28 protein-coding genes are annotated in these 26641 nt (G+C 63.0%); 19 read left to right on the top strand and 9 right to left on the bottom strand.

Translation table 11 applies throughout. The features are described 5' to 3' along the window. Positions 1-4: 4 nt before the first annotated feature. From recF to dnaA, 3 genes are read right to left on the bottom strand one after another with little or no spacing between them, the layout of a single operon-like run. Positions 5-1096 (bottom strand): DNA replication/repair protein RecF, encoded by a 1092-nt coding sequence (gene recF / locus JKV55_RS18900; RefSeq protein ID WP_202088616.1) that lies wholly within the window; start codon positions 1094-1096, stop codon positions 5-7. A gap of 2 nt (positions 1097-1098) precedes the next feature. Further along, on the bottom strand, positions 1099-2199 hold the full coding sequence (gene dnaN / locus JKV55_RS18895) for a DNA polymerase III subunit beta (protein ID WP_202088615.1): 1101 nt from the start codon (positions 2197-2199) through the stop codon (positions 1099-1101). A 13-nt stretch (positions 2200-2212) separates the two neighbouring features. Further along, on the bottom strand, positions 2213-3577 hold the full coding sequence (dnaA, locus tag JKV55_RS18890; RefSeq protein WP_202088614.1) for a chromosomal replication initiator protein DnaA: 1365 nt from the start codon (positions 3575-3577) through the stop codon (positions 2213-2215). Positions 3578-3933: 356 nt separating this feature from the next. On the opposite strand from dnaA, the gene azu reads away from it, so the two are divergent. The 9 genes from azu to mnmE all read left to right on the top strand — a co-directional run bounded on the left by azu (position 3934) and on the right by mnmE (position 10830). After that, positions 3934-4386, top strand: a complete 453-nt coding sequence (azu, locus tag JKV55_RS18885; protein WP_202088612.1) for an azurin — start codon at positions 3934-3936, stop codon at positions 4384-4386. 203 nt (positions 4387-4589) lie between these two features. Further along, positions 4590-5348, top strand: a complete 759-nt coding sequence (locus tag JKV55_RS18880; protein ID WP_202088610.1) for an amino acid ABC transporter substrate-binding protein — start codon at positions 4590-4592, stop codon at positions 5346-5348. Positions 5349-5350: 2 nt separating this feature from the next. Then, positions 5351-6016, top strand: a complete 666-nt coding sequence (locus JKV55_RS18875) for an amino acid ABC transporter permease (RefSeq protein WP_202088608.1) — start codon at positions 5351-5353, stop codon at positions 6014-6016. 7 nt (positions 6017-6023) lie between these two features. Further along, positions 6024-6764 carry an amino acid ABC transporter ATP-binding protein gene (locus JKV55_RS18870; RefSeq protein ID WP_202088606.1) on the top strand — a complete coding sequence of 247 codons (741 nt, stop codon included), beginning with the start codon at positions 6024-6026 and terminating at the stop codon, positions 6762-6764. A gap of 255 nt (positions 6765-7019) precedes the next feature. Then, a complete protein-coding gene (gene rpmH, locus JKV55_RS18865) occupies positions 7020-7154 on the top strand; it encodes a 50S ribosomal protein L34 (RefSeq protein ID WP_082633349.1) in 135 nt (44 codons plus the stop codon). After that, positions 7154-7516, top strand: a complete 363-nt coding sequence (gene rnpA / locus JKV55_RS18860) for a ribonuclease P protein component (protein WP_202088604.1) — start codon at positions 7154-7156, stop codon at positions 7514-7516. Before rpmH ends, rnpA begins: the two co-directional genes overlap by 1 nt. Next, the gene (gene yidD, locus JKV55_RS18855; RefSeq protein WP_176442004.1) at positions 7477-7725 is read left to right on the top strand and encodes a membrane protein insertion efficiency factor YidD; all 249 of its coding nucleotides are present in this window, start codon (positions 7477-7479) and stop codon (positions 7723-7725) included. The genes rnpA and yidD overlap by 40 nt, the downstream gene beginning before the upstream one ends. A 3-nt stretch (positions 7726-7728) precedes the next feature. Next, entirely contained in the window at positions 7729-9390 is a 1662-nt protein-coding gene (gene yidC / locus JKV55_RS18850; RefSeq protein ID WP_202088602.1) for a membrane protein insertase YidC, read from the top strand. A 78-nt stretch (positions 9391-9468) separates the two neighbouring features. Next, positions 9469-10830: a tRNA uridine-5-carboxymethylaminomethyl(34) synthesis GTPase MnmE gene (mnmE, locus tag JKV55_RS18845; RefSeq protein ID WP_202088600.1), complete on the top strand. Its 1362-nt coding sequence runs from the start codon at positions 9469-9471 to the stop codon at positions 10828-10830. A gap of 28 nt (positions 10831-10858) precedes the next feature. Here the strand turns inward: mnmE and JKV55_RS18840 are convergent, their stop codons facing one another. Continuing rightward, positions 10859-11782 carry a LysR family transcriptional regulator gene (locus JKV55_RS18840; RefSeq protein ID WP_237333002.1) on the bottom strand — a complete coding sequence of 308 codons (924 nt, stop codon included), beginning with the start codon at positions 11780-11782 and terminating at the stop codon, positions 10859-10861. A gap of 64 nt (positions 11783-11846) precedes the next feature. Between JKV55_RS18840 and JKV55_RS18835 the strand changes: the two genes are divergently transcribed. Next, positions 11847-12476 (top strand): LysE family transporter, encoded by a 630-nt coding sequence (locus JKV55_RS18835; RefSeq protein WP_202088598.1) that lies wholly within the window; start codon positions 11847-11849, stop codon positions 12474-12476. A gap of 190 nt (positions 12477-12666) precedes the next feature. Continuing rightward, positions 12667-13608 (top strand): PDC sensor domain-containing protein, encoded by a 942-nt coding sequence (locus JKV55_RS18830; RefSeq protein WP_202088596.1) that lies wholly within the window; start codon positions 12667-12669, stop codon positions 13606-13608. Positions 13609-13685: 77 nt separating this feature from the next. Here the strand turns inward: JKV55_RS18830 and JKV55_RS18825 are convergent, their stop codons facing one another. Further along, on the bottom strand, positions 13686-14624 hold the full coding sequence (locus JKV55_RS18825; protein ID WP_202088595.1) for a DMT family transporter: 939 nt from the start codon (positions 14622-14624) through the stop codon (positions 13686-13688). 138 nt (positions 14625-14762) lie between these two features. On the opposite strand from JKV55_RS18825, the gene JKV55_RS18820 reads away from it, so the two are divergent. The 5 genes from JKV55_RS18820 (at position 14763) to JKV55_RS18800 (ending at position 18668) form a co-directional block, all read left to right on the top strand. Beyond that, the gene (locus JKV55_RS18820; RefSeq protein WP_202088593.1) at positions 14763-15227 is read left to right on the top strand and encodes an Lrp/AsnC family transcriptional regulator; all 465 of its coding nucleotides are present in this window, start codon (positions 14763-14765) and stop codon (positions 15225-15227) included. 69 nt (positions 15228-15296) lie between these two features. Beyond that, the gene (locus JKV55_RS18815) at positions 15297-16019 is read left to right on the top strand and encodes a polyphosphate kinase 2 family protein (RefSeq protein ID WP_202088591.1); all 723 of its coding nucleotides are present in this window, start codon (positions 15297-15299) and stop codon (positions 16017-16019) included. A 152-nt stretch (positions 16020-16171) separates the two neighbouring features. Beyond that, a complete protein-coding gene (locus JKV55_RS18810; protein ID WP_202088589.1) occupies positions 16172-16438 on the top strand; it encodes an RNA recognition motif domain-containing protein in 267 nt (88 codons plus the stop codon). Beyond that, a complete protein-coding gene (locus JKV55_RS18805) occupies positions 16428-16892 on the top strand; it encodes a YehS family protein (RefSeq protein ID WP_202088587.1) in 465 nt (154 codons plus the stop codon). The genes JKV55_RS18810 and JKV55_RS18805 overlap by 11 nt, the downstream gene beginning before the upstream one ends. Before the next feature lie 147 nt (positions 16893-17039). Continuing rightward, positions 17040-18668 (top strand): methyl-accepting chemotaxis protein, encoded by a 1629-nt coding sequence (locus JKV55_RS18800; protein ID WP_202088585.1) that lies wholly within the window; start codon positions 17040-17042, stop codon positions 18666-18668. 34 nt (positions 18669-18702) lie between these two features. Here the strand turns inward: JKV55_RS18800 and JKV55_RS18795 are convergent, their stop codons facing one another. Continuing rightward, positions 18703-19749 carry an alkene reductase gene (locus tag JKV55_RS18795; RefSeq protein WP_202088583.1) on the bottom strand — a complete coding sequence of 349 codons (1047 nt, stop codon included), beginning with the start codon at positions 19747-19749 and terminating at the stop codon, positions 18703-18705. 140 nt (positions 19750-19889) lie between these two features. On the opposite strand from JKV55_RS18795, the gene JKV55_RS18790 reads away from it, so the two are divergent. After that, positions 19890-20465 carry a TetR/AcrR family transcriptional regulator gene (locus JKV55_RS18790; protein WP_202088581.1) on the top strand — a complete coding sequence of 192 codons (576 nt, stop codon included), beginning with the start codon at positions 19890-19892 and terminating at the stop codon, positions 20463-20465. Here the strand turns inward: JKV55_RS18790 and JKV55_RS18785 are convergent. Beyond that, positions 20462-21358: a LysR family transcriptional regulator gene (locus tag JKV55_RS18785; protein WP_202088579.1), complete on the bottom strand. Its 897-nt coding sequence runs from the start codon at positions 21356-21358 to the stop codon at positions 20462-20464. The two genes, JKV55_RS18790 and JKV55_RS18785, sit on opposite strands and share 4 nt — an antisense overlap. A gap of 183 nt (positions 21359-21541) precedes the next feature. Here JKV55_RS18785 and JKV55_RS18780 point away from each other — a divergent pair, with 183 nt between their 5' ends. Next, complete coding sequence (locus tag JKV55_RS18780) at positions 21542-22546, top strand: YeiH family protein (protein ID WP_237333001.1); 1005 nt, start codon at positions 21542-21544, stop codon at positions 22544-22546. A gap of 264 nt (positions 22547-22810) precedes the next feature. Here JKV55_RS18780 and JKV55_RS18775 read toward each other — a convergent pair whose 3' ends face one another. Further along, positions 22811-23848, bottom strand: coding sequence for a Gfo/Idh/MocA family oxidoreductase (locus JKV55_RS18775; protein WP_202088576.1), 1038 nt, complete (start codon positions 23846-23848; stop codon positions 22811-22813). A gap of 12 nt (positions 23849-23860) precedes the next feature. After that, positions 23861-24766: a LysR family transcriptional regulator gene (locus JKV55_RS18770; protein ID WP_202088574.1), complete on the bottom strand. Its 906-nt coding sequence runs from the start codon at positions 24764-24766 to the stop codon at positions 23861-23863. Between the two features lie 159 nt (positions 24767-24925). Between JKV55_RS18770 and JKV55_RS18765 the strand changes: the two genes are divergently transcribed. Continuing rightward, on the top strand, positions 24926-26626 hold the full coding sequence (locus JKV55_RS18765; RefSeq protein WP_237332999.1) for an L-lactate permease: 1701 nt from the start codon (positions 24926-24928) through the stop codon (positions 26624-26626). The last annotated feature ends 15 nt before the right edge of the window (positions 26627-26641 follow it).

The following is a 26641-nucleotide window of genomic DNA, read 5'->3' as shown; positions in this document are numbered from 1 at the left end:
TGGCTTACTCGCACTCCTGGGTTTCGGTGATTTCACCCTGTTTCACGTGAAACAGCTTACTGTTATCCCGTGTGATCATCTGACTGAGCTGGGCCACATCGATGGCGGAAATAAATACCTGGGCCCCCAGTTCATTCAACCGGGCGGCCAGCAAGCCGCGCTTTTGTTCATCCAGCTCAGACGCAAAGTCATCTATTAAAAAAATGCAGTCCTGCCCGGACTCGCTTTTCAGGTAGAGTCCCTGGGCCAGGCGCATGGCGCACACCAGCAGCTTCAGCTGGCCGCGCGACAACAAGTCCTGTACCGGCATGCCCCTGGCTTTTATCCGGATCTCGGCCTTATGGGGGCCGGACTGGGTATACCCCAGCCCCAGATCCCGCTCGAAGCCCTGTTCCAGCACCCGGGCCAGCTCGGCCTGCCGATCCCAACCCCGGAAAAAATCGAAGGAAAAATCGTATTCAGGCAGAAAGTCTGCCGCTATTGTCTTAATAACGGGTGCGATGGCCTCGGCATAGTGCTGCCGAAAGCTACTCAGCTCCTCACCCACCGCCACCAGTTGCGGATCCCAATAACCCAGTTCCCGATAGGGCCGCTGCTGGCGCAACAGGGCGTTGCGCTGCTTGAGCAAGCGGCGAAACCGTCCCCAGGCACTGAAAAAACCCGCATGGGAATAAAACAATCCCCAATCCAGGTAGGCCCGTCGCAACTTGGGCCCGCCGGTCAACAGATTATACCCTTCCGGGTGGATCAACTGAATGGGCAGAATGTGCGCCAGATCGGCCAGCCGCTCAGCCGCCCTGCCGGCCACCTTCAGGCGGGTGTCGCCGGAGCGGGTCTTGCTCAGGCCCACGGGCAGGCTGTCGTCATCCCGCTGCAGCCGGGCGAACAGGGTAAAGGCCTGCTCCCCCTGCTGGATCACCCGACCGGTGAGATGGGTGCGAAAGGAACGCCCAAACCCCAGATAATGAATGGCTTCCAGAACACTGGTCTTGCCGCTGCCGTTGGGGCCAACCAGCAGGTTGATGCCGGCGGCAGGCACCAGGCGGGCATGACGGATATTGCGAAAATCCTTGAGCTGTAGATTAAGCAGGGCCATGCTCAGAGCCGCATCGGCATCACCACGTAAAGCGCATCCCCGTTGTCTTCCGCTTCAATCAGACCACTGCTGCCGGCGTCTTTCAGGCTGATTTTGACCTGGTCGGACTTGAGGGTGCCGAGCACGTCCAGCACATAGGAAACGTTGAAGCCGATCTCCAGTTCACTGCCCTGGTAGTCCACGTCCAGCACCTCTTCCGCCTCTTCCTGTTCCGGGTTGTTGGCGGTGATCTTGAGCAGTTGCTCCTGCATGTTCAGGCGCACGCCGCGAAACTTCTCGTTGGACAGAATGGCCGCCCGGGAAAAGGCCTGCTTCAGCTCTTCCCGGCCACAGATCAGGGTTTTATCGCATTCCCGCGGCAGCACCCGGCGGTAGTCGGGGAAACGGCCGTCCACCAGCTTGGAGGTGAAAATAAAGCCGGGGGTCACCGCCCGGAGGTTGCTCTTGCCAATCTGCAAGCGCACATCCTGGTCTTCATGCTCCAGCAGCTTGACCAGCTCCAGCACCCCCTTGCGCGGCACTATCACCTGCTGGGCCGGCAGCTCCTGCGCCAGCAACTGGCGCTGGCAGGTAGCCAGGCGATGGCCATCGGTGGCCACGGTGCGCAGCCACTGGCCTTCGGTTTCGAACAGCATGCCGTTGAGGTAATAACGCACGTCCTGGATGGCCATGGAAAACTGGGTGGATTCGATCAGCTTCTTCAGGGCCTGCTGGTTGATATCGAACTCCAGCTCGGAGTTCCATTCCTCGATATTGGGGAAGTCTTCCGCCGGCAAGGTAGAAAGATTGAAGCGGCTGCGCCCGGAGCGCAGCAGCAGCCGTTCCCCTTCCAGGGTGAAGGTCAGCTCGGCGCCGTCGGGCAGGCCCCGGCAGATATCCAGCATCTTGCGCGCCGGCACCGTGGTGCGGCCGGCGGCGGCTGACGCCAAGGGCACCCGCGCCACCATCTCCACTTCGGTATCGGTACCGGTCATGGACAGCGAGTCCTCGCTCACCACCAGCAGTATGTTGTTGAGGATCGGCAGATTGGGGCGGCCCCCCAGGGCACTGGATACCAATTGCAGGGGACGCAGGATCGCTTCGCGGCTGATGGTAAACTGCATGGGGTTCTCCGGTTCAGGAAGACAGGGTACGGATGAGATTAGAATAATCTTCCTTTATATCATGACTCTCTTCCCGCAGCTGGCCGATTTTTCGGCAGGCGTGCAGCACAGTGGTGTGATCCCGGCCACCGAAGGCATCACCGATCTCCGGCAGGGAATGATTGGTCAACTCCTTGGCCAGGGCCATGGCCAGCTGGCGTGGCCGGGCCACCGAACGGGAACGGCGCTTGGACAGCAGATCCGCCACCTTGATCTTGTAGTACTCGGCCACCGTCTTCTGGATATTGTCGATGGTCACCAGTTTTTCCTGCAGCGCCAGCAGGTCGCGCAGCGCCTCGCGCACGAAATCGATATTGATGGCACGGCCGGTGAAATTGGCGTTGGCAATCACCCGGTTGAGGGCTCCTTCCAGCTCACGCACATTGGAGCGCAACCGCTTGGCGATAAAGAAAGCCACCTCGTCCGGCAGATGCATGTTGTTCTCGGCGGCCTTGCGCATCAGTATCGCCACCCGGGTTTCCAGCTCCGGCGGCTCTATCGCCACCGTCAGGCCCCAGCCGAAGCGGGACTTGAGCCGGTCTTCCACCCCGTCGATCTCCTTGGGATAGCGATCCGAGGTCAGGATGATCTGCTGGTTGCCTTCGAGCAGGGCGTTGAAGGTGTGGAAAAACTCCTCCTGGGAACGCTCCTTGTTGGCGAAGAACTGGATATCGTCGATCAGCAGGGCGTCCACGCTGCGGTAGTAGCGCTTGAATTCCTCGATGGCATTGTTCTGCAGCGCCTTGACCATGTCCTGCACAAAGCGCTCGGAGTGCATATAGATGACCTTGGCATCCGCTTTGCGGGCACGGATACCGTTGCCCACCGCATGCAGCAGGTGAGTCTTGCCCAGACCGGTGCCGCCATAGAGGAACAGCGGGTTGTAAGCCCCGCCCGGGTTGTCCGCCACCTGGCGGGCCGCGGCCCGGGCCAGTTGGTTCGACTTACCCTCGACGAAATTGTCGAAGGTATAGTTCGGATTCATATTGCTCTTGTGATTGATCTGCGGCTTGTCCTCGGCCTGCTCTATCCAGGAAGGGGTTGCCTGCACCTTGGCCTGGGGCTTGTTGTTGGCCACCAGGTTGACCTGAGCCCGCTTGTTGCCCACCTCAAATTTCAGCTGCGGGCAGTTGCTGCCGCAAAACTCGCCGAGCAGGCCGTTGATCCGGAGCAGGTACTTGTCCCGCACCCAGTCCAGCACGAAGCGGTTGGGAGCGAACAGGGTCAGGGTATTGTCGCCCAGCTCCGCCTGCAGCGGCCGGATCCACATACTGAATTCCGCAGAAGGCAATTCATCTTGTAGCCGGTTAAGACACTGCTGCCAAAGCATAGCGCTCATCAGTACTCCTGGAACATAAGGGATCAATCAAGGGGCAGTTATTCTACTTACCCGGGGGCAGGATCTCTAGCCGGATCGCGCCGATCCGGGAAAATATGATCCTTGACTTATGCCGGATCATCACAGCCTCATGCACAGGATCCTCCACGTTATAAACAAGCTACCCACATCATGATGATGGACTGACCGGTGAAATAAAGTGCTGCGGATCCGGTCCCTATCAACCGGTAACCAGGGCAAATCATCCCCCGAACATCAACATTGATAATGGTTATCAGTTCCATTTCATAGTAGCCTGTTAGGGCTCACCGCCGCCTTGAGCCGACGGCGTCGCCACCTCAAACAAGGAGAAAGGCATGAAGAAGACCCACTACCTGGCAGGACTCATTCTGTTGTCCGCCACCCTCCCCGCGCTGGCGGATGAATGCACCCTGACCATCGACAGCAACGATGCCATGCAGTTCGACCAGCAGGAACTGAGCGTACCCGCCAGCTGCCAGGAAGTCACCCTGACCCTGCACCACAGCGGCAACCTGGCCAAAAACATCATGGGCCACAACTGGGTACTGAGCAAAACGGCTGACATGCAGGACATTGCCACCGCCGGTATCGCCGCCGGTGCCGACAACGGCTATCTGCCGGCAGAGGATGAACGTATCCTTGCCCACACCGACATGATCGGCGGCGGTGAAAGCAGCACCATCAGCTTCAGTACCGCCAACCTGAGCAGCGCGGAAGACTACAGCTTTTTCTGCTCCTTCCCCGGCCATATCGGCCTGATGAAAGGCAGCTTCAAGATCACCGAGTAGCCATCCCGGGCGCCGGCCTGCCGGCGCCCGTCTGGTGGCGACACCACTTTTCTCCCTAATTCCGCCCCTTAAACCGGACAAGATACCAGCCAGAAGACGTTCTATATTTAATCGTCGTTATATCAATAGAAAAAAATAGCGGTTTATTTCCAACCCTGATTTCCCTTAGCATCAGCGCTTTACTCTTACTACTGGAGCATCCCATGTTGAAGCAGATCAAACTGTTGGGCGCCGCCCTCGCCCTGTCCACCACCCTGGTTACCCCGGCCATGGCTGCCGATCCGGTCAAGGTCGGCATGTCCGGCCGCTACTTCCCCTTTACCTTCGTACAGCAGGACAAACTGCAGGGCTTCGAGGTCGACGTCTGGAACGAGATCGGCAGCCGCATCGGCCGGGAGGTGGAGTTTGTGACCACCAACTTCTCCGGCCTGTTCGGCATGCTGGAAACCGGTCGTATCGACACCATCTCCAACCAGATCACCGTCACCGCCGAGCGCCAGGCAAAATACGACTTTGCCGATGCCTATGTCTACGACGGTGCCCAGATAGTGGTGCGGCAGGGCAACGACAGCATCCAGGGCCTGGAGGATCTGAAGGGCAAGAAGGTGGCCGTCAACCTGGGCTCTAACTTCGAGCAACTGATGCGCCAGCACGACACCAACAACGAGATCAACATCATCACCTACGAAACCAATCTGGAACAGGACGTGGCCCTGGGCCGGATCGATGCCTTCGTGATGGACAGGGTCGGCTCTGCGCAATTGATCAAGGAAGCCGGGTTGCCGTTGCAGCTGGCCGGCCATCCCTTCGAAACCATGGAAAACGCCTTCCCCTTCGTGAAGAAGCCGGAACAGCAAGCGCTGATGGCCGAAGTGAACACCGCTCTGGCCGGGATGCGTGCCGACGGCACCCTGGCGCAGATTTCCGAAAAATGGCTGGGTGCGGACGTCACCAGTAAATAAGCATGCAATTCGACCTCGACTATACCCTGGCGCTGTTTCCCATCCTGCTCAAGTATCTGGGCACCACCATGGAAATGGCGCTGCTGGGATTTGTGTTCGCCCTGATCATCGCCGTGCTGCTGGCGGTGATCAGAACCTTTCAGCCGCCGGGACTCAACGCCCTGGCCAAGCTGTTCATCTCCTTCTTCCGCGGTACCCCGCTGCTGGTGCAGTTGTTCCTGCTGTACTACGGCCTGCCGCAGATCATGCCGATCTTCATCGGCATGAATGCCTTTACCGCCGCCGTCATCGGTCTGACCCTGCACTTTGCCGCCTACATGGCCGAGTCGATCCGTGCCGCCATCCTCGGCATCCACAAGAGCCAGATGGAAGCGGCCATGAGTATCGGCATGACCCGCGGCCAGGCCATGCAACGCATCATACTGCCCCAGGCGGCGCGTATCGCCACGCCATCGCTGATGAACTACTTCATCGACATGATCAAAAGCACCTCCCTGGCCTTCACCCTGGGGGTGGCCGAGATCATGGCCTCGGCCCAGAAAGAAGCCTCCAGCAGCTTCAAGTTCTTCGAAGCCTTTATCGCGGTGGCGCTGATCTACTGGGCGGTGGTGGTGTTCTTCACCCATTTGCAGACGCGGCTGGAGCGGCGCCTGAACTCGGCATACTAGGGGCACCATGATCAAACTGCATAACCTGACCAAGATCTATAACGGGCAGACGGTGCTGAATGGCATCGACCTGGCGATCGACAAAGGCGAGATAGTGGTGATACTGGGGCCGTCCGGCACCGGTAAATCCACCCTGCTGCGCTGCCTCAACCTGCTGGAGACCCCCGAGGCCGGCACCCTGGAGATCGACGGCTTCCGTATCGATCTGGCCAGGCACAGCGGCAAGCAGGCCATAGCGCTGCGCAAGCGCACCTCTTTCGTATTCCAGAACTATGCCCTGTTCGCCAACAAGACCGCCCGCGACAATATCGCCGAGGGGCTGGTCACCGTATGGAAAAAAACCAAGGCCGACGCCCGCGCCGAGGCCATGCGCATCCTCGGCGATATCGGCCTGGCGGAGAAGGCCGACGCCTATCCTTCCTCCCTGTCCGGCGGCCAGCAGCAGCGGGTGGGCATCGGCCGGGCCATGGCCAGCCATGCCAAGGTGATGCTGTTCGACGAGCCCACCTCGGCGCTGGATCCGGAATGGGTGGACGAAGTGCTGGGGCTGATGAAAAAGCTGGCGCTGGCGCACCAGACCATGGTGGTGGTGACCCACGAGATAGGCTTCGCCCGGGACGTGGCGGATCGGGTGATCTTCATGGACGGTGGCCGCATCGTGGAGCAGGGCCCCCCGGCAACCCTGCTGACCAACCCCCAGGATCCTCGCACCCGTGCCTTTTTGCGCAAGGTGTTGCCGAGTGCCTGAGCCAGGCTGCGCTTTTGGTTGCCAAGCCCGCGGGGCCCTGTATAATCCAGGCCCCGCGATCTTTATGGATCCGGGATCGATCCGGCAAGGCCAGCATGCGGCAATGCCGTTTCGAGATTCATGCTATGTCGATTGACGCCAAGCACTTAACTGTTTAGAATTCGGCCTCTTTTGTGGGGCCGTTTCGGGTGGTGCTCAGGCGTTATCCGGCATAGCGGTCAAACTGTACAGTAAACTGACACAGCGGTAATAACTATGAAACGCACTTTTCAACCTTCAAATTTGAAGCGCAAGCGCAGCCACGGTTTCCGTGCTCGTATGGCCACTAAAAACGGCCGTAAAGTACTGGCCAGCCGCCGCGCCAAAGGTCGTGCCCGTCTGAGCGCCTAATGGCCAGGCATGCCTTTCCACGGGAGTTACGTCTGTTAACTCCCGCACAATTCAAAAACGTCTTCGACAACCCCGTCAGAGCCGCTTCTCCCCATCTCACTTTGCTTGCCAAACCCAACGAACCGGGTCACCCCCGACTGGGACTTGCCGTGCCCAAGAAAGCGCTCAAGCGAGCCGTTTGGCGCAACCGGGTCAAACGCGTGGTGCGCGAATCGTTCCGCCTCAAGCAACACCAGCTGCCCGCCGTTGACATCGTAGTGATCGCCAAGCAAGGCATAGGGGATGTGCCCAATGACGAACTGTTCGAGCTGCTGGATAGACTATGGCGCACCCTTTCTCGCCGCTGCAATGGCTCAGCATAGGCCTTATCCGCCTTTACCAACTGGTTATCAGCCCCCTGCTCGGACCCAGGTGCCGCTTCACTCCCACCTGTTCCCAATACGCCATTGAAGCCATCCGGCTCCACGGTTTTTTAAAAGGCGGTTGGTTAACCGTCAAACGTCTATTAAAATGCCACCCTTTAGGTCCAAGCGGCCACGATCCGGTCCCGCAACCCAAGCGAAGAAACTAAACTATGGAATCTCAACGCAATATACTTCTTATCGCACTGCTGCTGGTGAGCTTCCTCATCTGGCAACAGTGGCAAACAGACCAGGCGCCCCAGCCAGAAACGGCGCAAAGCAGCCAGACCAGCCTCGGCGATGAGACCTTCATCCCCGAAGCGGATCAGGCCAGCGGTGAAATCCCGACCGGTGAAGCACCAGTGGCCGCCAGCCGCCGCCTGGTGACCATCGGCTCCGATTCGCTCATGCTGACCGTGGACACCCAGGGTGGCGACATAGTGCGGGCCGAACTGCTCGAGCACAACCGCACCCTGGACTCCGACGAGAAATTCGTGCTGCTGAGCAGCAGCCCCAACTTCGTGCACGTGGCCCAGAGCGGCCTGATCGGCCGCGACGGTCCCGATGGCCGTGCCGACGGTCGCCCCGTCTACCATGTGGAGCAGACCAGCTACCGGCTGGCCGACGGCCAGGACAGCCTGACCGTGCCCATGACCTTCACCAACGACAACGGCGTGGTGTTCACCAAGACCTTCACCCTCAAGCGCAATGAGCATGTGGTGGAAGTGGGTTACCAGATCGACAACCAGAGCGCCGAGCCGGTACAGGCCCAGCTCTATGGCCAGCTCAAGCAGAGCGAAAACGACCCCGACGCCAAGGGCAGCGGCATGTTGATGGCCGCCGCCTATCGCGGCCCCGCCTATTCCAGCAGCGACACCCGCTACAGCAAGTATGACTTCAAGAAAGTGCGTGAAGCCAACCTGAACCAGAGCACCCAGGGCGGCTGGGTCAGCATGCTGCAGCACTACTTCGTCAGTGCCTGGATCGCCCCGGAAAACGAGCAGAACCAGCTGTACACCCGTTCACTGAACAACCTGGGCCAGGCCATCATCGGCTTCAAGGCGCCGCTGGTAACGGTAGCGCCGGGGGCGGAACAAAGCCTGAGTGCCAAACTGTGGCTGGGCCCCAAGCTGCAGGACGAAATGGCCGCCGTTGCCCCCAACCTGGATCTGACCGTGGACTACGGCTGGCTGTGGTTCATCGCCCAGCCGCTGTTCAAGCTGCTGCAGTTCCTGCAGAGCTTCGCCGTCAACTGGGGCCTGGCCATCATCCTCACCACCTTCGTGGTACGTGGCCTGATGTACCCCCTGACCAAGGCCCAGTACACCTCCATGGCCAAGATGCGCATGCTGCAGCCCAAGCTGGTGGCCCTGCGTGAGCGCTACGGCGACGACCGCCAGAAGATGTCCCAGGGCATGATGGAGCTGTACAAGAAGGAGAAGGTCAACCCGCTCGGCGGCTGCCTGCCCATACTGGTACAGATGCCCATCTTCATCGCCCTGTACTGGGTGCTGATGGAGTCGGTGGAGCTGCGCCATGCGCCCTTCTTCCTGTGGATTGACGATCTCTCGGTGCGCGACCCCTACTTCGTGCTGCCCATCCTGATGGGCGCCAGCATGTTCGTGATCCAGAAGATGAGCCCGACCACCATCACCGACCCGATGCAGCAGAAGGTGATGCAGTTCATGCCCATCATCTTCACCTTCTTCTTCCTGTGGTTCCCCGCCGGTCTGACCCTGTACTGGCTGGTGAGCAACGTGGTCACCATAGTCCAGCAGTGGTTCATCTTCCGCCAGTTGGAGAAGAAAGGCCTGCACAGCAAGGCCGCGTCCTGAGGCCTCTGGCCCGGAAGACGTTAAACCAATACACTAGGCGGCCTGAAGGCCGCCTTTTTTGTTGTTGTGGAGTCATGCATGTCTAACGAAACCATCGTCGCCCAGGCCACCGCCCCCGGACGCGGCGGCGTAGGAATCATCCGGGTCTCCGGCCCCCGGGCCGAGGCCGTGGCCCAGGCCGTGCTCGGCAAGGTGCCCAGGGTGCGCCATGCCGACTACCTGCCGTTCCAGGACGAGCAGGGCCAGGTACTGGACCAGGGCATCGCCCTGCTGTTCAAGGGCCCCCACAGCTTCACCGGCGAAGACGTGCTCGAGCTGCAGGGCCACGGCGGCCCCGTGGTGCTGGACATGCTGGTGCGCCGTATCCTGGCCCTGCCCGGCCTGCGCCCGGCCCGGGCCGGCGAGTTCAGCGAACGCGCCTTCCTCAACGACAAGCTGGACCTGGCCCAGGCCGAGGCCATCGCCGATCTGATCGAAGCCTCCAGCGAGCAGGCCGCCCGCTCGGCGCTGCAGTCGCTGCAGGGCGAGTTCTCGGCCCATATCCACGGCCTGGTGGACGCGCTTATTAACCTGCGCATCTACGTGGAGGCGGCCATCGACTTTCCCGAGGAGGAAGTGGACTTCCTCTCCGACGGCAAAATCGCCGGCGAGCTGTACGGCATCATGGACCGGCTGGCCGAAGTGCAGCGCCAGGCCCGCCAGGGCGCCATCATGCGCGACGGCATGAAGGTGGTGATCGCCGGCCGGCCCAACGCCGGCAAGTCCAGCCTGCTCAACGCCCTGGCCGGCAAGGAGTCGGCCATCGTCACCGACATCGCCGGCACCACCCGCGACGTGCTGCGGGAATACATCCATATCGACGGCATGCCGCTGCACGTTATCGACACCGCCGGCCTGCGCGAGGCCACCGACGCGGTGGAGCGCATCGGCATAGAGCGGGCCTGGAGCGAAATCGAGCAGGCCGACCGCATCCTGTTCATGGTGGACGGCACCACCACCAGTGCCCTGCACCCGCGCGAGATCTGGCCCGACTTCGTCGACCGCCTGCCGGTGCACATCGGGCTGACGGTGGTGCGCAACAAGGCGGATCTGAGCGGCGAAGCGCTGACCGTGGTGAGCGACGGCGAACACCCGGTCTACCCCATTTCCGCCAAGACCGGCCTCGGCATCGACGCCCTCAGGGAACACCTCAAGGCCTGCATGGGCTACCAGAGCGGCACCGAGGGCGGCTTCAGCGCCCGCCGCCGCCACCTGGACGCCCTGCACCACGCCGATCAGCACCTGATCATGGCCAAGGAGCAGCTCGAGGTGTACATGGCCGGCGAACTGGTGGCGGAAGAACTGCGCCTGGCCCAGGAGCAACTCAGCCAGATCACCGGCGCATTCAGCTCCGACGACCTGCTGGGAAGGATTTTCTCGAGCTTTTGTATCGGGAAGTGAACAAGAAAATGCCCACCTGACTGCCTTCTTATACCAGGGAATGCAGCCAGCGCTGAAAATACCCCTGAGAACTGCTCTGCCCGAACGCTTTGGGTGCCAGCAGATAATAACCGCTGCCGTCGGTGCGAAACCCGAATGGGGCGGCCAGGATGCCGCCGTCGATGTCGTCGCACACCAGCGGCCAGGGCCCGATGGCGACGCCAATGCCCGCTGTCGCCGCCTGCAGGCTGAAATAGAAATGCTCGAATACCTGCCCGGGCGCCTCGTCGCTATCTTCGCCCATTCCCCGCCACCAGCTCGCCCAGGCCTCGGGGCGGGTGCGGGAGTGGAGGCGGGTGGCGTCCGGACGGAGATGCGCCACGCCATCGTCGTCCTGCCGGATGAACTCCGCTATCCGATCGGCACGGCACACGGGGCCGGTGCGCTCGTCAAACAGCCGCACCGCATGGTAGTGGGCCGGCCAGTCGAAATCGTTGCGCCTGATGGCCAGGTCGATGCCACCCTCGAACCCGACGGGGCCGCCACCGGCCACCAGTTGGACCGATACGTCGGGATGCAACGCCTGGAATTGCGGCAGGCGCGGAATAAGCCAGCGCATCAGCAAGGTGGGTTCGCAGGAGATGGTCAAGGGCCTGCTCTTCCCCGACTCGCGCAGCTCCCGGGCGGTCGCGGCAATCATGCCGAATCCCTGCCGTACCGCCTCGGCCAGCTTACGGCCGGCGTCGGTCAAGAACACCCGCCGCCCCCTCCGCTCGAACAGGGCCACGCCCAATTCATCCTCCAGCAGCCGCACGGCCCGGCTGATGGCACCATGGGTCAGGTTCAATCGCTCGGCGGCGCGGCTGAAGCTCTCGGTACCGGCCGCCGCCTCGAAGCAGCGCAACGCGGCCAAAGAGGGCAGCCTGGCGCCCTTGTTCTGTGAGTTTTGCTCACAATAGATGTCAGTATTCATCGTTTTTATTATCCCACTCCATCCAATATATTGCGGATAATAGTCGAACCCATCGAGGATAAACATGACCGAAATGATAGCTTTGATCACAATAACCATGCTGGCGGTGATAAGCCCGGGGCCGGACTTCGCCCTGGTATCGCGCAACAGCCTGCTGCTTTCGCGCCGGGCCGGCGTGCTGACTGCCGTCGGTATCGGCGCGGGCGTGCTGGTACACCTGAGCTACACCCTGCTCGGCGTGGGCCTGTTGATGACCCAGTCGATCTGGCTGTTCAACCTGCTGAAGCTGGCCGGTGCCGCCTATCTGATCTGGCTGGGCATCAGGATGCTGAAAAGCACACCGCTGGACGATGGGAAGAACGACGGGAACGGCGGCGCGGCAGCGGCGCTGTCGGATCTGGGCGCGTTCAGGGCGGGATTCCTGACCAATGCGCTCAACCCCAAGACCACCGTCTTCGTCGTCAGCCTGTTCATGCAGGTGGTACAGCCGGGCACCCCGCTGGCCGTCCAGCTCGGCTACGGCGCCTTTATTTCGCTGGCTCACCTGCTCTGGTTTTCCCTGGTGGCCCTGCTCTTCTCGGCCGGCCCAGTGCGTTCCCGCATGATGGCGCTGCGCCACTGGGTCGATCGGGTGTTCGGCGTGCTGCTGACCGGCTTCGGCGCCTTGCTGGCCTCCGCCAGTCTGTCGCGCTAACCCCATCATTCCCGGCCCGTGCTACCGCACGGGCATATTGTTCCCCATGGCCACCCGCCACCGCGCCCCCACCCCTGGCGAGATCACAACTTTCGGCAATTTTTTGTTCGGCGCTCGAATAATGTCATCTTGCTGCGCTACAGTCGTGCTCCCAGCCACCCAATCCCAGACCCCAGAGAATTTCTCCGCCGTGAGCACACACAACCATTTCCGCCTGCTGGCACAGTACCAGCAATACGAATCCGTTATTCACAGCCTGATGGAGTCGATCATGACCAGCCTGAACGGGCTGGAGTTGCTGCAAAGCCAACAGGCCCAGCAGCAGACCATCAATTACCTCAGCCGGGCCTATCCCTTCGTGGAGCTGCTCTACAGCCTGGACGGCAACGGCATCCAGCTGACGGACTCCGCCTACAGCCCCACCATGAGCGAGCGCAAGCGACGCTCGCTGGGCAAGGGCAGCGACCGCAGCCAGCGCCCCTATGTCCTGGCCGCCAGGCAGAGCAGCAACGCCGTGGTGGTCACCCGCCCCTACCTGTCCAACGCCACCCACCAGCTGGCGATTTCGGTGGTGCAGCACCTGGTGGACGAGCAGGGCCGGGATCGCGGCTACCTGGTGATCAACTTCAACCTGCGCCGCCTGATCTCCTACCTCAACGGCGACGAGATGCGCTTTCGCTGCCACCACTACTTCCAGTGGATCTACGGCCTTATCGGCGGCCTGCTGATCGTGGTGGCGGCCCTGTTGCTCTATTCGGCGCTGGAATCCCTGTTCTCGCTGTTCGACGAAAACAACCATGTGGCCACCGGGGCCTTCGGCATCGTCATCCTGATCACCCTGGGCATGTCGATCTTCGATCTGGGCAAGACCATCCTCGAGGAAGAGGTGCTGGTGAACAAGGACATCCACCACCACGACTCGACCCGGCGCACCATCTCCCGCTTTATGGCGGCCATCATCATCGCGGTATCCATCGAAGCCTTGCTGTTGATGTTCAAGTCGTTGCTCGACGGCGGCGACGTCGGCAACCAGCTGATCAACGCGGTCTGGATGCTGATGGCGGCGGTGGCCATGCTGGCCGGCCTGGGGGTCTACCTCAAGCTGAGCCGGGATAGCCAAACCGCGGACTAGAACACCGTCTGGCTTAATACTGAGGCAGCGACGGTTCTTGGGGCGCGGGCGGGCCGCTGGCGCCCCAAGACAGCGGGCTAGCCGTTCTCCTGCCGCGCCCGGCTCACCAGACCGCTGGCGCCGATCACCCCCAGGGTCACCAGCCCCAGGCCCAGGCCGGTGAGGGGCGTGATTTGCTCGCCCAGCCAGCACCAGGCCAGCAGGGTGGCGCACACCGGGGTCAGGGAACCGATGGCGGCGCTGATCTCGGCACCCAGCCGGCCGATGGCATAGCCGAACAAAAAGCCCGCGCCCAGGCCCACCACCAGCCCCTGCACCAGCAGTTGGGCCAGCCATTCCTGCATCGGCACCTGGCCCAGGGTGAGCGGGGTCTGGCCGAACAGCAGCCAGGCCACCACCAGAATGCCGTTGGGCACCGTCACCACCGCCGCCGCCTCCAGCGGCCGGAGCCCGCTCTGGCGCACGCAAATGGTGAACAGGGCCCACAGCAGGCTGCACAGCAAAAACAGCAGTTGACCCAGGCCCAGCTCACCGCTTTCGTTCATGCCCTGCCACAGCAGGCAGAGCACCCCCGCCAGCACCGTGGCCAGCCCGATCCTGCGCCAGGGCGGCACCCGCTGGCCGAACACCCAGGCCGCCAGCAGGGACACGAACAGGGGCGCGGTGCCGGGGATCAGGGTGCTGCCCTGCACCACCGGCGCCAGCCCCATGCCGAGCACGCTGAGCAGGAAAAACGGCAGGCCGGCGCCCAGCACCATGCCCAGCAGCCACAACGGGTTCACCGCCCGGATCCGCGCCCGCCGGGCCAGCAGCAGCGGCAGCAGCACCAGCCCGGGCACGGCGTAGCGGAACAGGGTGATGTCCAGCGGCCCCAGGGGCGACAGGGCCCCCAGCCGCAGCGACAGAAAATAGACCGACCAGATCAGCACGGTGCCGGTGGCGGCCAGGTAGCCGAGCCCGCGCTGGGCGGCGTTGGCGTTGAGGGGAACCACTTGGGTCAGGGTGGCGTGGGACATGGCACAGACTCCGCTGGATAAGAGCCTAGATTGTGCGCCGGTCGGCCTGGCTGATGTTGGCAAAGTGGCGCACAATAACCACAGTTATTGGCTCGCTGAGCCAATAAAACCCATACAAACAGCAACAAGAGCCAAGCCATGACCGCCGCCAAACTGGACCGCATCGATCGCCTGCTGCTGGATGCCCTGCAGCAGGACGCCAGACTCACCACCGCCGAGCTGTCGGAGCGGGTCAGCCTGTCGCCCTCCCCCTGCGCCCGGCGGGTGCGCCGCTTCGAGCAGGACGGGTTGATCGCGGGCTACCGGGCCTGCCTGAACAAGGGCAAGCTGGGGCTGGGCATCACCATCTTCGTGCAGGTCAGGCTCAGCCAGCACCGGGATGCGCTGGTGGATCAGTTCGAGCAGGCGGTGCGGGACATGCCCGAGGTGATCAACTGCCACACCGTGTCCGGCGCCTTCGACTACCTGCTGCAGGTGGTCAGCGCCGATCTGCAGGGCTTCGAGCAATGGGTGCGCCGGCTGCAGAAGCTGCCGATGATCCAAACCGTGGACAGCAGCTTCGCCATCCGCACCGTCAAGGAGAACGGCCCCCTGCCGCTGTAGCGGACCCTGAACTACCCTAAACCAGGCTGCTGCGGCAGTCTTTCCCCGAGCGGGCACAAGGACCACAAGATGAATAAACAACAACACAAGGAAGAGCTCAAGCCCCTGCAGAAACAGCTGGCGCTGATCCACCAGGCCATGGGCCGCCAGGGACGGAGTGCGGTGATCGTGCTGGAAGGGCCCGACGCCGCCGGCAAGGGCGGCATCATCCGCCGGCTGGCCTGGTGCCTGGATCCGCGCTGGCTCAGCGTCTGGCCCATCGCCGCCCCCGACGCCCGGGAGCGGGAGCAGCACTGGCTGCAACGGTTCTGGCAGCGGCTGCCGTCCCAGGGCCGCTGGGCGGTGTTCGACCGCTCCTGGTACGGCCGGGTGCTGGTGGAGCGGGTGGAGGGCTTCGCCGAGCCGGACGCCTGGAAAAGGGCCTACCGGGAGATCAACGAGTTCGAGCGCACCATCACCGCCGAACATGTACGGTTGGTGAAGATCTGGCTGGACATCAGCGCCGACACCCAGCTCGACCGCTTCCAGGCCCGCTACCGGGATCCGGCCAAGCAGTGGAAGCTCACCCCCGAGGATCTGCGCAACAGGGCAAAATGGCAGGACTACCGGCAAGCCCGGGACGAGATGCTGGAACGCACCCACAGCGAGGTGGCGCCCTGGCACCGCATCGATGCCAACAGCAAGCACCAGGCACGGATGAGCTGCTTCAGGCTGCTGATCGAGGAGCTGGGCCAGGGCCTGGATCTCGCTCCGCCACCTCCCGCCGCCGACATCCGCACGTACTTTAAATAACCGCCACCCGAACTGGTGATTTTTACGCCAGCCGGGGCTGACGCTGCCGGCGGGACCTGTTACACTCGCCGCCCTTTTGCGTCCGGCCCGCCCTGCTTGCCCGCCGCCAACCCCGCACCCGCTGCCGACCCAGGGCAGTACTGGAGAACCCAATGAAAATCATGATCCGGGGCCTGTCCCGCCTCACCACAGAGCAAAAAGTGCTGTCCCTGTTGGCCCCTTACGGCCTGGTGCATTATTTCCATCTGGTGATGGATCCCAACACCAAAAATTCCAAAGGTTTCGGCTTCGCCTTTATGCCCAACCCCTCCCAGGCCAAAGCCGCCATCAAGAGCCTGAACGGCACCGAAGTGGACGGCCAGAAAATCCGGGTGAAGAAAGCCGACACCAAGGCGGAGGAAAACGGCCATGACCAATAACGATATCCTGCGCCGCCTTCGCTATGCCCTGAACCTGCCCGATGCCGAGGCCATCGCCCTGTTCCGGCTGGCGGATACCGACGTCACCGAGCCACAACTGCTGGCCTGGCTGGCCAAGGAAGACGAAGCCCATTACCAGAGCTGCGGTGATCAGCAGCTGCTGGCCTTTCTCGACGGCCTGATCCTGCAGCGCCGCGGCCCGAGGGAAGGCGGCCCCGTTACCCGGCCCGCCGTCGCCGAGCCTGTCAACAACCTGGTCTTCAAGAAGCTGCGGGTGGCGCTGGAACTGAAGGAAGACGACATCCTCGCCATGCTGGCCCAGGCCGGCTTCAATGTGGGCAAATCGGAACTGACTTCCCTGTTCCGCAAACCCGGCCACAAGCACTACCAGCAATGCGGCGATCAGTTCTTGCGCAATTTCCTGCAGGGCCTGGCACTGCATCAGCGACACTGATGTCCCGAATACTGCCGGATCGATCCAGGCACTGACGCCATACACAGTAACATCGACAAAAACGATTGAATCGAGAGATTTTATAAATTTAATCTTTCAATCGCCGTTCCTTATACTCCCGGTGTTGCCCACCACGGAGTCAAGGATATGCTCAATCGTTTGTCCATCAAGGCGTTACTCACCGGTTCTTTCGCCGCCATGCTGCTGGCGGTGCTGGCGTTCAGCCTTTACGTCTATCTTTCGGTGCAGGGTATCAAGCAGCAGATGGAGGGCATAGTCGAGCGCAATATCAACCTGCTGCAGACCATCTCCAACCTGCGCTACAGCACCGTCACCTACCGCCGCTTCGCCCTCGACTACGGCCTGACCATAGACCCGCGGGAGCATGCGGAGATCCTGGGCAAGATTACCCACAACGACGAACAGGTGGAACGCCATCTGGCGGCCATGCGACAACAGGCCGACAGTGCCGATGTTCGCCACTTTATCGATGATTTTCGCGACAAAATTGCCGACTACAAGCGGATGCAGAATGACTATATCGGCTTGATCGACAACGGCAACATCGACGCCGCCCGGGTCAAGATGCTGACCGAAATGCTGGCTCCCTTCGACGCCATAGTAACTCTGTTGAGTGACACCCAGCGCCTGATCGCCGCCGAGGCGGAAACCATCAAGGATCAGGAGTCGGCGGTGATCGACACCCTCAGCCTTATGGTGTTGGTGCTGTGCCTGCTGCTGGCCGCCTTTATGCTGACCATGGGGATGATCATCAACCGCAAGATCAGCCTGCCCCTGGGCCTATTGATTGCGCAGATGGCTCTGCTCAAGAGCGGCCAGTTGGGCCGAACGCTGGACAGGCACCATTTCTCCCGGGATGAGCTGGGCCAGGCCGCCGATGACTTTATCGCCATGCAGGCCGGTATTCGCACCCTGGTGGAGGAAATCTCCGGCAGTTTGAGCCGTCTCGACGGCGCCACCGGCCAGCTGCGCCAGCTCTCCGCCCAATCGTCGGGGGCCCTGCACGGCCAGCAGCAGGAAATCGCCCAGATCGCCACCGCCATGCACCAGATGGAGGCCACTTTCCAGGAGATTGCCCTCAATACCAGCGACGCCGCCGGCGCGGCCCGTGACGCGGCCAGCCAGACCGCACAGAGCAACCAGGTGGTATTGCACTCCACCCAACAGGTTGAGGTGGCGGCCGCAGAAATCGAACAGGCCGGGGCACTGGCCCAGGCCTTGCGGGAAGACAGCGCCCGCATCGGGGTGGTGTCGCAGGTGATCCGCGACATCGCCGAGCAGACCAACCTGCTGGCGCTCAACGCCGCCATCGAGGCCGCCCGCGCCGGGGAGTCGGGCCGGGGCTTCGCGGTAGTGGCCGACGAGGTACGCAACCTGGCCCGGCGCACACAAGACTCAATAGACGACATCAATCAGACCATCGGCAGCCTGCAGCAGCGGGCGGAGGCGGTAACCCAGGCCATGGACAACAGCCGGAACATGATCCAGGGCGGGGTGAAGGAAGCGCGCCAGGCGGTGGATTCGCTCCACCAGATCAGCGCCGCGGTGGAGCGGATGACGGCCATGAACATGCAGATAGCCGCCGCCACCGAACAGCAAAATGCGGTCGCCGCCGAGCTGAGCCGCGGTGTGGGCCAGATCAACAGGATGTCGGACGCGGTAGCTGGCGGCGCCCGCCAGACCTCGAGCGCCTCGGAAGACCTGGGCAGGCTGGCGGATGGCCTCGGCCGCATGGTGCAGAAATTCAGCCTCTGAAGCGAGGGCCGGTCCGCCGGCCCTATCCTTTTTCCTATACCAGTTCGGCCAGCATGTCCTGGTGGTATTCCACCAGGGGCTCGGCCTGCTGCACCCGGCGCACGTAGTCCGGATTGGCGATAAAGGGCCGGCCGATGGCGGCCAGCTCGAACCGGCCCTGGGCCAGGCCTTCGGAGGCGGTTTGCGGGGTCAGGCCGCCCACGCCGATCAGGGTGCCCTGGTACCGGCGGCGCAGGTACTCGCTGGCACGGCCGCCGAGGAAGTCGAAGCTCAGGCTGTCGTCGAAGATGCCCAGGTGCAGGTAGGCCAGCTCCCGCCGCTCCAGCTCGCCCAGCAGGTGGTCGAATACCGCCCTGTCCCGGGCATCCGCCTGCATATGAACATAGGCACCCGGGGTCAGGCGGATGGCGGTGCGGTCGGCGCCCACCCGGGCCGCCACCGCGTCCACCACCTCGAGGGCGAAGCGGCTCATGTTCTCCGGGGTCCGGCCGTAGTCGTCGGCCCTGTGGTTGGTGTCATGGTGCAGGAACTGATCGATCAGGTAACCGTTGGCGCCGTGGATCTCCACCCCGTCGAAGCCGGCGGCGATGGCATTTTCCGCCGCCCGGGCGTAGTCGGCCACCAGCTGCGCTATCTCCTCCCGGCCCAGTTCCCGGGGCAGCTCGTAGCTCAGCTCCCGCATCCGCGGCAGGGTGCCCTCGAAGGCGACGGCGCTGGGCGCCACCGGTTGCTCGCCGGTGAAATGGGAGTGCGCCAACCGGCCCACGTGCCACAACTGCATGAAGATCTTGCCGCCATTGCGGTGCACCGCCGCCGTCACCTGCTTCCAGCCGTCGATCTGCGCCTGGCTGTAGATGCCGGGAGTATCGGGATAGCCCTGGCCGTCGGGGCGGATAATGGTGGCCTCGCTGACGATCAGGCCGGCGTCGGCCCGGCGGCCGTAGTAGTCGGCCATGGCCCGGGTCGGCACCAAGCCGGGGCCGGCCATGCTGCGGGTGAGCGGCGCCATCACGATGCGGTTGGCCAGGGTCAGGCGGTCGTTCAGGCGATAGGGTTCGAACAGGGGTTGATAGGCGGTCATAGGGGCGTCCTCTTATTTGAATGTGCATTCAAGATAGGATCGTCCCTCGTCGTTTTCAAGTGTTATTTGAACACTCATTCAAGATGCTTTGGTGTCACCGCCATGCGGGGGTACACTAGGGTGGAACAGGGAGAATAACGATGCGCACAGCAAGTTTCGATCGGGACCAGGTTTTAAAGTCCGCCATGCAGGCCTTTCGCCACAAGGGCTTTGCCGCCACCACCATGCAGGATCTGGTGGCCGCCACCGGGCTGCACCCGGGCAGCATCTACTGCGCCTTCGGCAACAAGAAGGGGCTGCTGCTGGCGGCGGTGGATCACTATGTGGCCGACCGCCAGGCGGCGCTGGCCGCCTGCTTCGAAGGGGTCTCCCCCTTTGCCGGGCTGCGCCGCTATCTGGATCAGGTGGTGGCCGAGATACAGAGCTGTGACTCCATGGCCTGCCTGCTGACCAAGACCCTGCAGGAACTAAGCGAGCAGGACGAGGAAGTGTCCGCCCGCCTGGGCACCCTGCTGAAGGATCTGGAGCGGCGCCTGGCCGGGGTGCTGGCCGCGGCGCAACAGGCCGGCGAGGCCCGCGCCGACGCCACCCCGGAACAGCTGGCCCGGCTGCTGCTGGTGGGCATCTACGGCCTGCGCACCTATGCCCATGTGCACCCCGCCCCGGACTGCCTGCAGGAAACCGCCGACCGGCTGCTGGCCTCGCTGCGAGCCTAGCCCTCGGCCAGCGCCCGGATCTGTTGCCAGCACAGCTCCGCCTGTTCGGAGCGGGGCGGCGCCAGCCGACACAGCTCGATATCCAGCCGCACCGGCACCGGCAACGGCAGCTCGACCAGCCGCCCCCGGGCCAGCTCTTCCCCGACCAGCCCCGCCGGCAGGAAGCTGGCGCCGTCCCCCTGCAGGGCCAGTGCCTTCAGCCCCTCGCCCAGGGCGTTTTCGCACAGCGGGCGGCAGGGTTGCTCGCCCAGCGCCGGCAGGCACTCCCGCTGGATCAGCGCCCCCAGGAAGGAATCCCGGGGATAGAGCAGCAGCCGCAGCGGCACGTCCGGCGACAAGGGATGCAGCGGCGCGCCGTCCGCATCCACCGCCGACACCAGCACCAGCCGGTCCCGGCCCACCACCAGCCGCTCCACCTCGGGGCGATGCAGCGCCGGGCTGGCCGTCCCGCCGGCAAAGCACAGCAAAAAGTCGACCGAGCCGGCCATAAACTGCTCGATGGCATCGTGGTAATGGCCGGTATTGAGGCGGATCAGGCTGTCGCCCAGCAGGGGCCGCAGCCGGTGGATCCAGCCGGGAAAGAAGGTCACCGCCAGCGAGGGCTGGGCCATAAAGCTCAGGCTCTGGTGTTCATGCAGGCTCTGGCGCAGCTGGCCGCGCAGCCCGTAGATCTGGGCCAGCCACTGCCGGGCCTGCTCGAGAAAAACCTCCCCCGCCTCGGTCAGCACCAGCGGATGGCGATCCCGGTGCACCAGCGGCACCCCCAGCCAGTTTTCCAGGGAGCGGATGCGCCGGCTGAAGGCCGGCTGGGTCACGAAACGCGCCTCCGCCGCCTTGGAAAAGTTGCCCTGCTCGGCCAGGGCGATGAAATCGTGCAGCCACTTGCTCTCCATGCTCCCTCCGTTCCCGCCATCGACCGGGCATTCTATGCAGAAAAGTAACCGCCCTGCTAGAAATAAGGCATTAGATCCCGCCGGGCCGGCTTCCTACCATGATGGCATCGGCGCCACAGGGCGCGCGCCGCTTGCAGAAGGACGACAGTGATGGCCGTGGATACTCCAAATCAGGTAATGGACATGATGCATCGAATCGAAGAGGTGAGAAAACGCTACTTTCCCGGCGTCTGCGTGGCGGTCACCATCGGCATCGCCGCCAGCTTTCTGTCCCAGCAGTACGGCGCCCCCGCCATGCTGATGGCGCTGCTGCTGGGGCTGGCGTTCAATTTCCTGAGCCAGGAGCAGCACTGCCTGCCGGGGCTGGAGTTTTCCGCCAAGACCCTGCTGCGCCTGGGGGTGGCCATGCTCGGCCTGCGCATCACCTTCGGCGATGTGCTCACCCTGGGCTGGTCGCCGCTGCTGATGGTGTGCTCGGCGGTGCTGCTGACCATCGGCTTCGGCATCCTGATGGCGCGGCTGCTGGGCTTTTCCTCCGCCTTCGGCACCCTCACCGGCGGCTCGGTGGCCATCTGCGGCGCCTCGGCGGCCATGGCCATCAGCAGCGTGCTCAGGCAGGACGAGCAGACCAAGCGCGACACCCTGTTCACGGTGATCAGCGTCACCACCCTCAGCACCCTGGCGATGATCTTCTACCCCATGATCAGCACCAGCCTGGGGCTCAGCCCCCAGGAATCCGGCCTCTTTATCGGCGCCACCATCCACGACGTGGCCCAGGTGGTGGGCGCCGGCTACAGCATGTCGAGCGAGGTGGGCGATCTCAGCACCTTCGTCAAGCTGCTGCGGGTGGCCATGCTGGTGCCCATCGTCATGGCCATCGGCATCGTGATCCGTCGCGCGGCCCGCCACCGCGGCGACGCCGAGGGCGGCAAGGGCGTGGCCATTCCCGGTTTCCTGCTCGGCTTCGTGGCGCTGTTCGTGCTCAACAGCCTGGGCTGGATCCCCACCGCCGTCAGCCAGCCCCTGGCCGGCAGCTCCTCCTGGCTGCTGCTCACCGCCATCGCCGCCCTCGGCGTACGCACCCAGCTCAAGGACATCCTCTCGGTGGGCTGGAAACCGGTGTTGCTGGTGGTGCTGGAAACCCTCTTTATCGCCGCCCTGATCATCGGCTATATCCTGCTCGGCTGAGCCCATAAAAACGGCGACCACTGGGGTCGCCGCTACGGCTTGATGACAGGGTCCATCACCGGCTTTATTTCCCTTTATCACCGCGGTTTAACCCTGTAGTCATCTCCGCGAAGGCGGAGATCCATGATGAAGGTGTGTACTGGACTCCCGCCTTCGCGGGAGTGACGGAATAATCGCGGGAGTGACCACAAAGAAATCCGAGAGTGGGCCGCCCTTCTGCAACGGCGCTCCGCGATAAAGTCCGGCGCGACTCCTGTCCATGGCTCAGAAAGTGGTGTCCCCAATCGGCAGGGTGCGCCCTTCCGCCGAGCTCTTCATCGCCAGGTTGATGATATTGAGCCCGTCCAGGGCGTCCTGAATGGTGACCGGAATGGGGCCCTCGCCGCGGATGGCCTTGGCGGTGGCTTCATAGAAGTAGCGGTAGCCGCCTATCGACGATTCGATCACCTCCGGCTCGGCGTCGGAGTAGAAGGTACCGTAGTCCGACTCGGCTTCCTTGGCCAGGTAGGGCGAGTCCGGCACTATGCCGTCGTGCAGCCGCTCCTCCTGGGGATCGAACCCTTTCTTGATATAACAGCCGCGCTCGCCCTGCAGCTTGAAGCGCAGGGTCGGGCCCGGATGGTAGGAGCTGGAATGCAGCAGCACTTCCTTGTCGCTGTAATGCAGCTGCACATGGAAGTAGTCGGTTACCTGGGAGCCGGGCCGCATCGCCAGGCAACGGCCGGTCACCGCCAGCGGCTTGCCGAACAGCACCAGCACCTGATCCACCAGGTGGGCGCCCAGATCGAACCAGGTGCCCACCCCTTCCCCCGGCTGCTCGCGCCAGCGCTGGCGCGGCGTGGGCCGGAAGCGGTCGAAATGGGACTCGAAGGCGTGGATGGGGCCCAGCTTGTCGTCGGCGATCAGCTTGCGGATGGTGAGGAAATCGCTGTCCCAGCGGCGGTTGTGAAAGGGGATCAGGCACAGGTTTTTGGCGGCCGCCAGCTTCATCAGCTCGGCGCCCTGGTGCACCTGGGTCACCATGGGCTTTTCCATCACCACGTGCAGGCCGGCGTTCAGCGCCTTGCGCCCCAGCTCGTAGTGCACCTCGTTGGGCGCGGTGATCACCACCAGCCGGGCACCGGACTCCTCCAGCATCTGATCCACGTCGGTATACACCTGCACCCCGGGCCAGTCATTGGCCACCTTCTCCGGCTTGGAAGTGCTGATGGCCACCAGCTCGAACTCGGGCAGGCTGTTGATAAAGGGCAGGTGGAAAATACTGGCGGACTGGCCGTAGCCAATCACGGCGGTTTTAATCATGGGACAACCTCATCAAAAGTAATGCTTGATATCCATATATCGGGCACGGATGTGCTCGATCAACAACTTGATTTTGCGGGGCGGCTGGCGGCTGTAGGGATAGACGGCATAAATGCCCAGCACCTTGCCCACCCGGCTCGGCAGCAGTTCAACCAACTTCCCGGCTTGCAGGTCGGGATAGACCAGGCAACGCGGCACATAGGCCAGGCCAAAACCGGCGATGGCCGCCTTGCGCAGGGCGGCGGCGTTGTCGGTGGAAAAATTGCCGCCCACCCGCAAGGGGTAGATCTCGCCGTGGCGGCTGAACAGCCAATCGCGGGCACCGCTTTCCTGATAGCTATAGATAAGGCAGTTATGTTGGAGTAAGTCTTCCGGCGCCTGAGGCTTGCCGTGACGGCTAATATAAGCGGGAGCGGCACAGATGGTCCAGCGCGAGTCCAGGATATGGCGGGCGATCAGGTTGGAGTCGTCCAGGTGGCCGGTGCGGATCACCAGGTCGTAGCCCTCTCCAATCAGGTCCACGAAGCGGTTCTCCAGGGACATGTCCACCGAAATAGCCGGATGCAGCTCACAAAATTCGGCCACCGCCTCCGCCAGCAGCAGCTCCCCGGAAATGGTCGGCACCGACAGGCGGATATGCCCCTGCAGCGCCTGGCTGTAGCCGGTAACGGCGTCGAACGCCTCCTGGGCCGACTGGGCCACCAGCCGTGCCCGCTGATACAGCACCTGCCCCGCCTCGCTCAGGGTCAGGCGCCGCGTGGTGCGGTGGATCAGGGTGCTGCCCAGCTCTTCTTCCAGCCGGGCGATGCGCTTGCTGACCACCGAATTGGCCAGGCCGTTGGCCTCCGCCGCCTTGCTGAAGGAGCCCAGCTCGATCACCTGGGCAAAGAGGATGAGATCATCGGTTCTCGGCATCATTTATCCCGTTTTGGAAACAATGAGTTTCACTAAATCTATATATCCACAAAAAACATGGAATTAAAGTTACACCCGGTTAACACCGAGTTTGCAACTCGTACCCTACAGTAAAAAAGCGTGTCTGTGATGACCCTAAATAAACCATGGAAGTGACCAACTATGCTGAATGATACCCTACTGGCACTGCTGGCGTTCTCGCCCATAGTGCTCGCCGCCATCCTGCTGGTGGGCCTGCAATGGCCGGCCAAGCGCGCCATGCCCCTGGCCTTTATCCTCACCGCCCTCATCGCCCTCTGGGCCTGGGATATGAGCGCCACCCGGGTGATCGCCTCCAGCCTGCAGGGTTTTGTGATTTCCATTTCGCTGCTGTGGATCATCTTCGGCGCCATACTGCTGCTCAATACCTTAAAGCATACCGGCGCCATTACCACCATCCGCAACGGCTTTACCGCCATTTCTCCCGACCGCCGCATCCAGGCCATTATCGTCGCCTGGTGCTTCGGCTGCTTTATCGAGGGCGCCTCCGGCTTTGGTACCCCCGCCGCCGTGGCCGCCCCGCTGATGGTGGCGCTGGGCTTCCCCGCCCTGGCCGCGGTGCTGATGGGCATGATGATCCAGAGCACCCCGGTCTCCTTCGGTGCCGTCGGCACCCCCATCATCGTCGGCGTGACCACCGGCCTGGATAATGGCGCCATCGGTAGTACCCTGGCCGAACACGGCTCCGGCTGGGACGCCTACCTGCAAACCGTCACCAGCAACGTGGCGGTGATCCACGCCATGGTCGGCATACTGATGCCGCTGTTCATGTGCATGATGCTGACCCGCTTCTTCGGCAAGAACAAAAGCTGGAAGGAAGGCCTGGACATTCTGCCCTTCGCCATCTTCGCCGGCCTGGCCTTTACCGTGCCCTACGCCCTCACCGGCGTGCTGCTCGGCCCCGAATTCCCCTCCCTGGTCGGCGGCCTGGTCGGCCTGGCCCTGGTGGTCACCGCCGCGCGCAAGGGCTTCCTGGTGCCCAAGAGCCGCTTCGACTTCCCGGAAGAGCAGCACTGGCCGGCGGAATGGCTGGGCTCGCTCACCATCAACACCGACGATCTGAGGAAGAAGCCGATCAGCCTGGGCCTGGCCTGGTTCCCCTACCTGCTGCTGCCGGTGCTGCTGGTGCTGAGCCGCACCAGCGACAGCTTCAAGGGCCTGCTCACCGGCTGGAACATCGCCTTCAGCAACATCCTGGGCGAAGCGGGCATCAGCGCCGGCATCCAGCCCCTGTACCTGCCCGGCGGCATACTGGTGTTCGTGTCCCTGGTGGCGGTGCTGACCCAGACCCGTTCACTGCGCTCCTTCGGCCCGGCCATCGCCGAGTCGTCCAAAACCCTGATCGGCGCCGGCTTCGTGCTGATGTTCACCGTGCCCATGGTGCGCATCTTCATCAACTCCGGGGTCAACGGCGCCGACATCGCCAGCATGCCGGTGATGACCGCCAACGTGGCCGCCAACCTGGTGGGCGACTTCTTCCCCGCCATCAGCGGCGTCATCGGCGCCCTGGGCGCCTTTATCGCCGGCTCCAACACCGTGTCCAACATGATGTTCTCCCAGTTCCAGTTCGAGGTGGCCCAGACCCTGGGAGTGTCCACCGCCCTGATAGTGGCGCTGCAGGCCATCGGCGCCGCCGCCGGCAACATGGTGGCCATCCACAACGTGGTGGCGGCCTCGGCCACCGTCGGCCTGCTGGGCCGGGAAGGCACCACGCTGCGCAAGACCGCCCTGCCCACCCTCTACTACCTGGTGGCCATCGGCATCATCGGCATGATCGCCATCTATGGCCTGGGCATTTCGGATCCCTTGTTGAAGTTATCCTGACAGACCGAGCCGGGA

It is taken from the genome of Zobellella iuensis, from assembly GCF_016746085.1.
Taxonomy (GTDB): Bacteria; Pseudomonadota; Gammaproteobacteria; order Enterobacterales; family Aeromonadaceae; genus Oceanimonas; species Oceanimonas iuensis.
The sequence above is the reverse complement of the archived record's forward strand: the minus strand, read 5'-3'. Positions and strand labels throughout refer to the sequence as shown.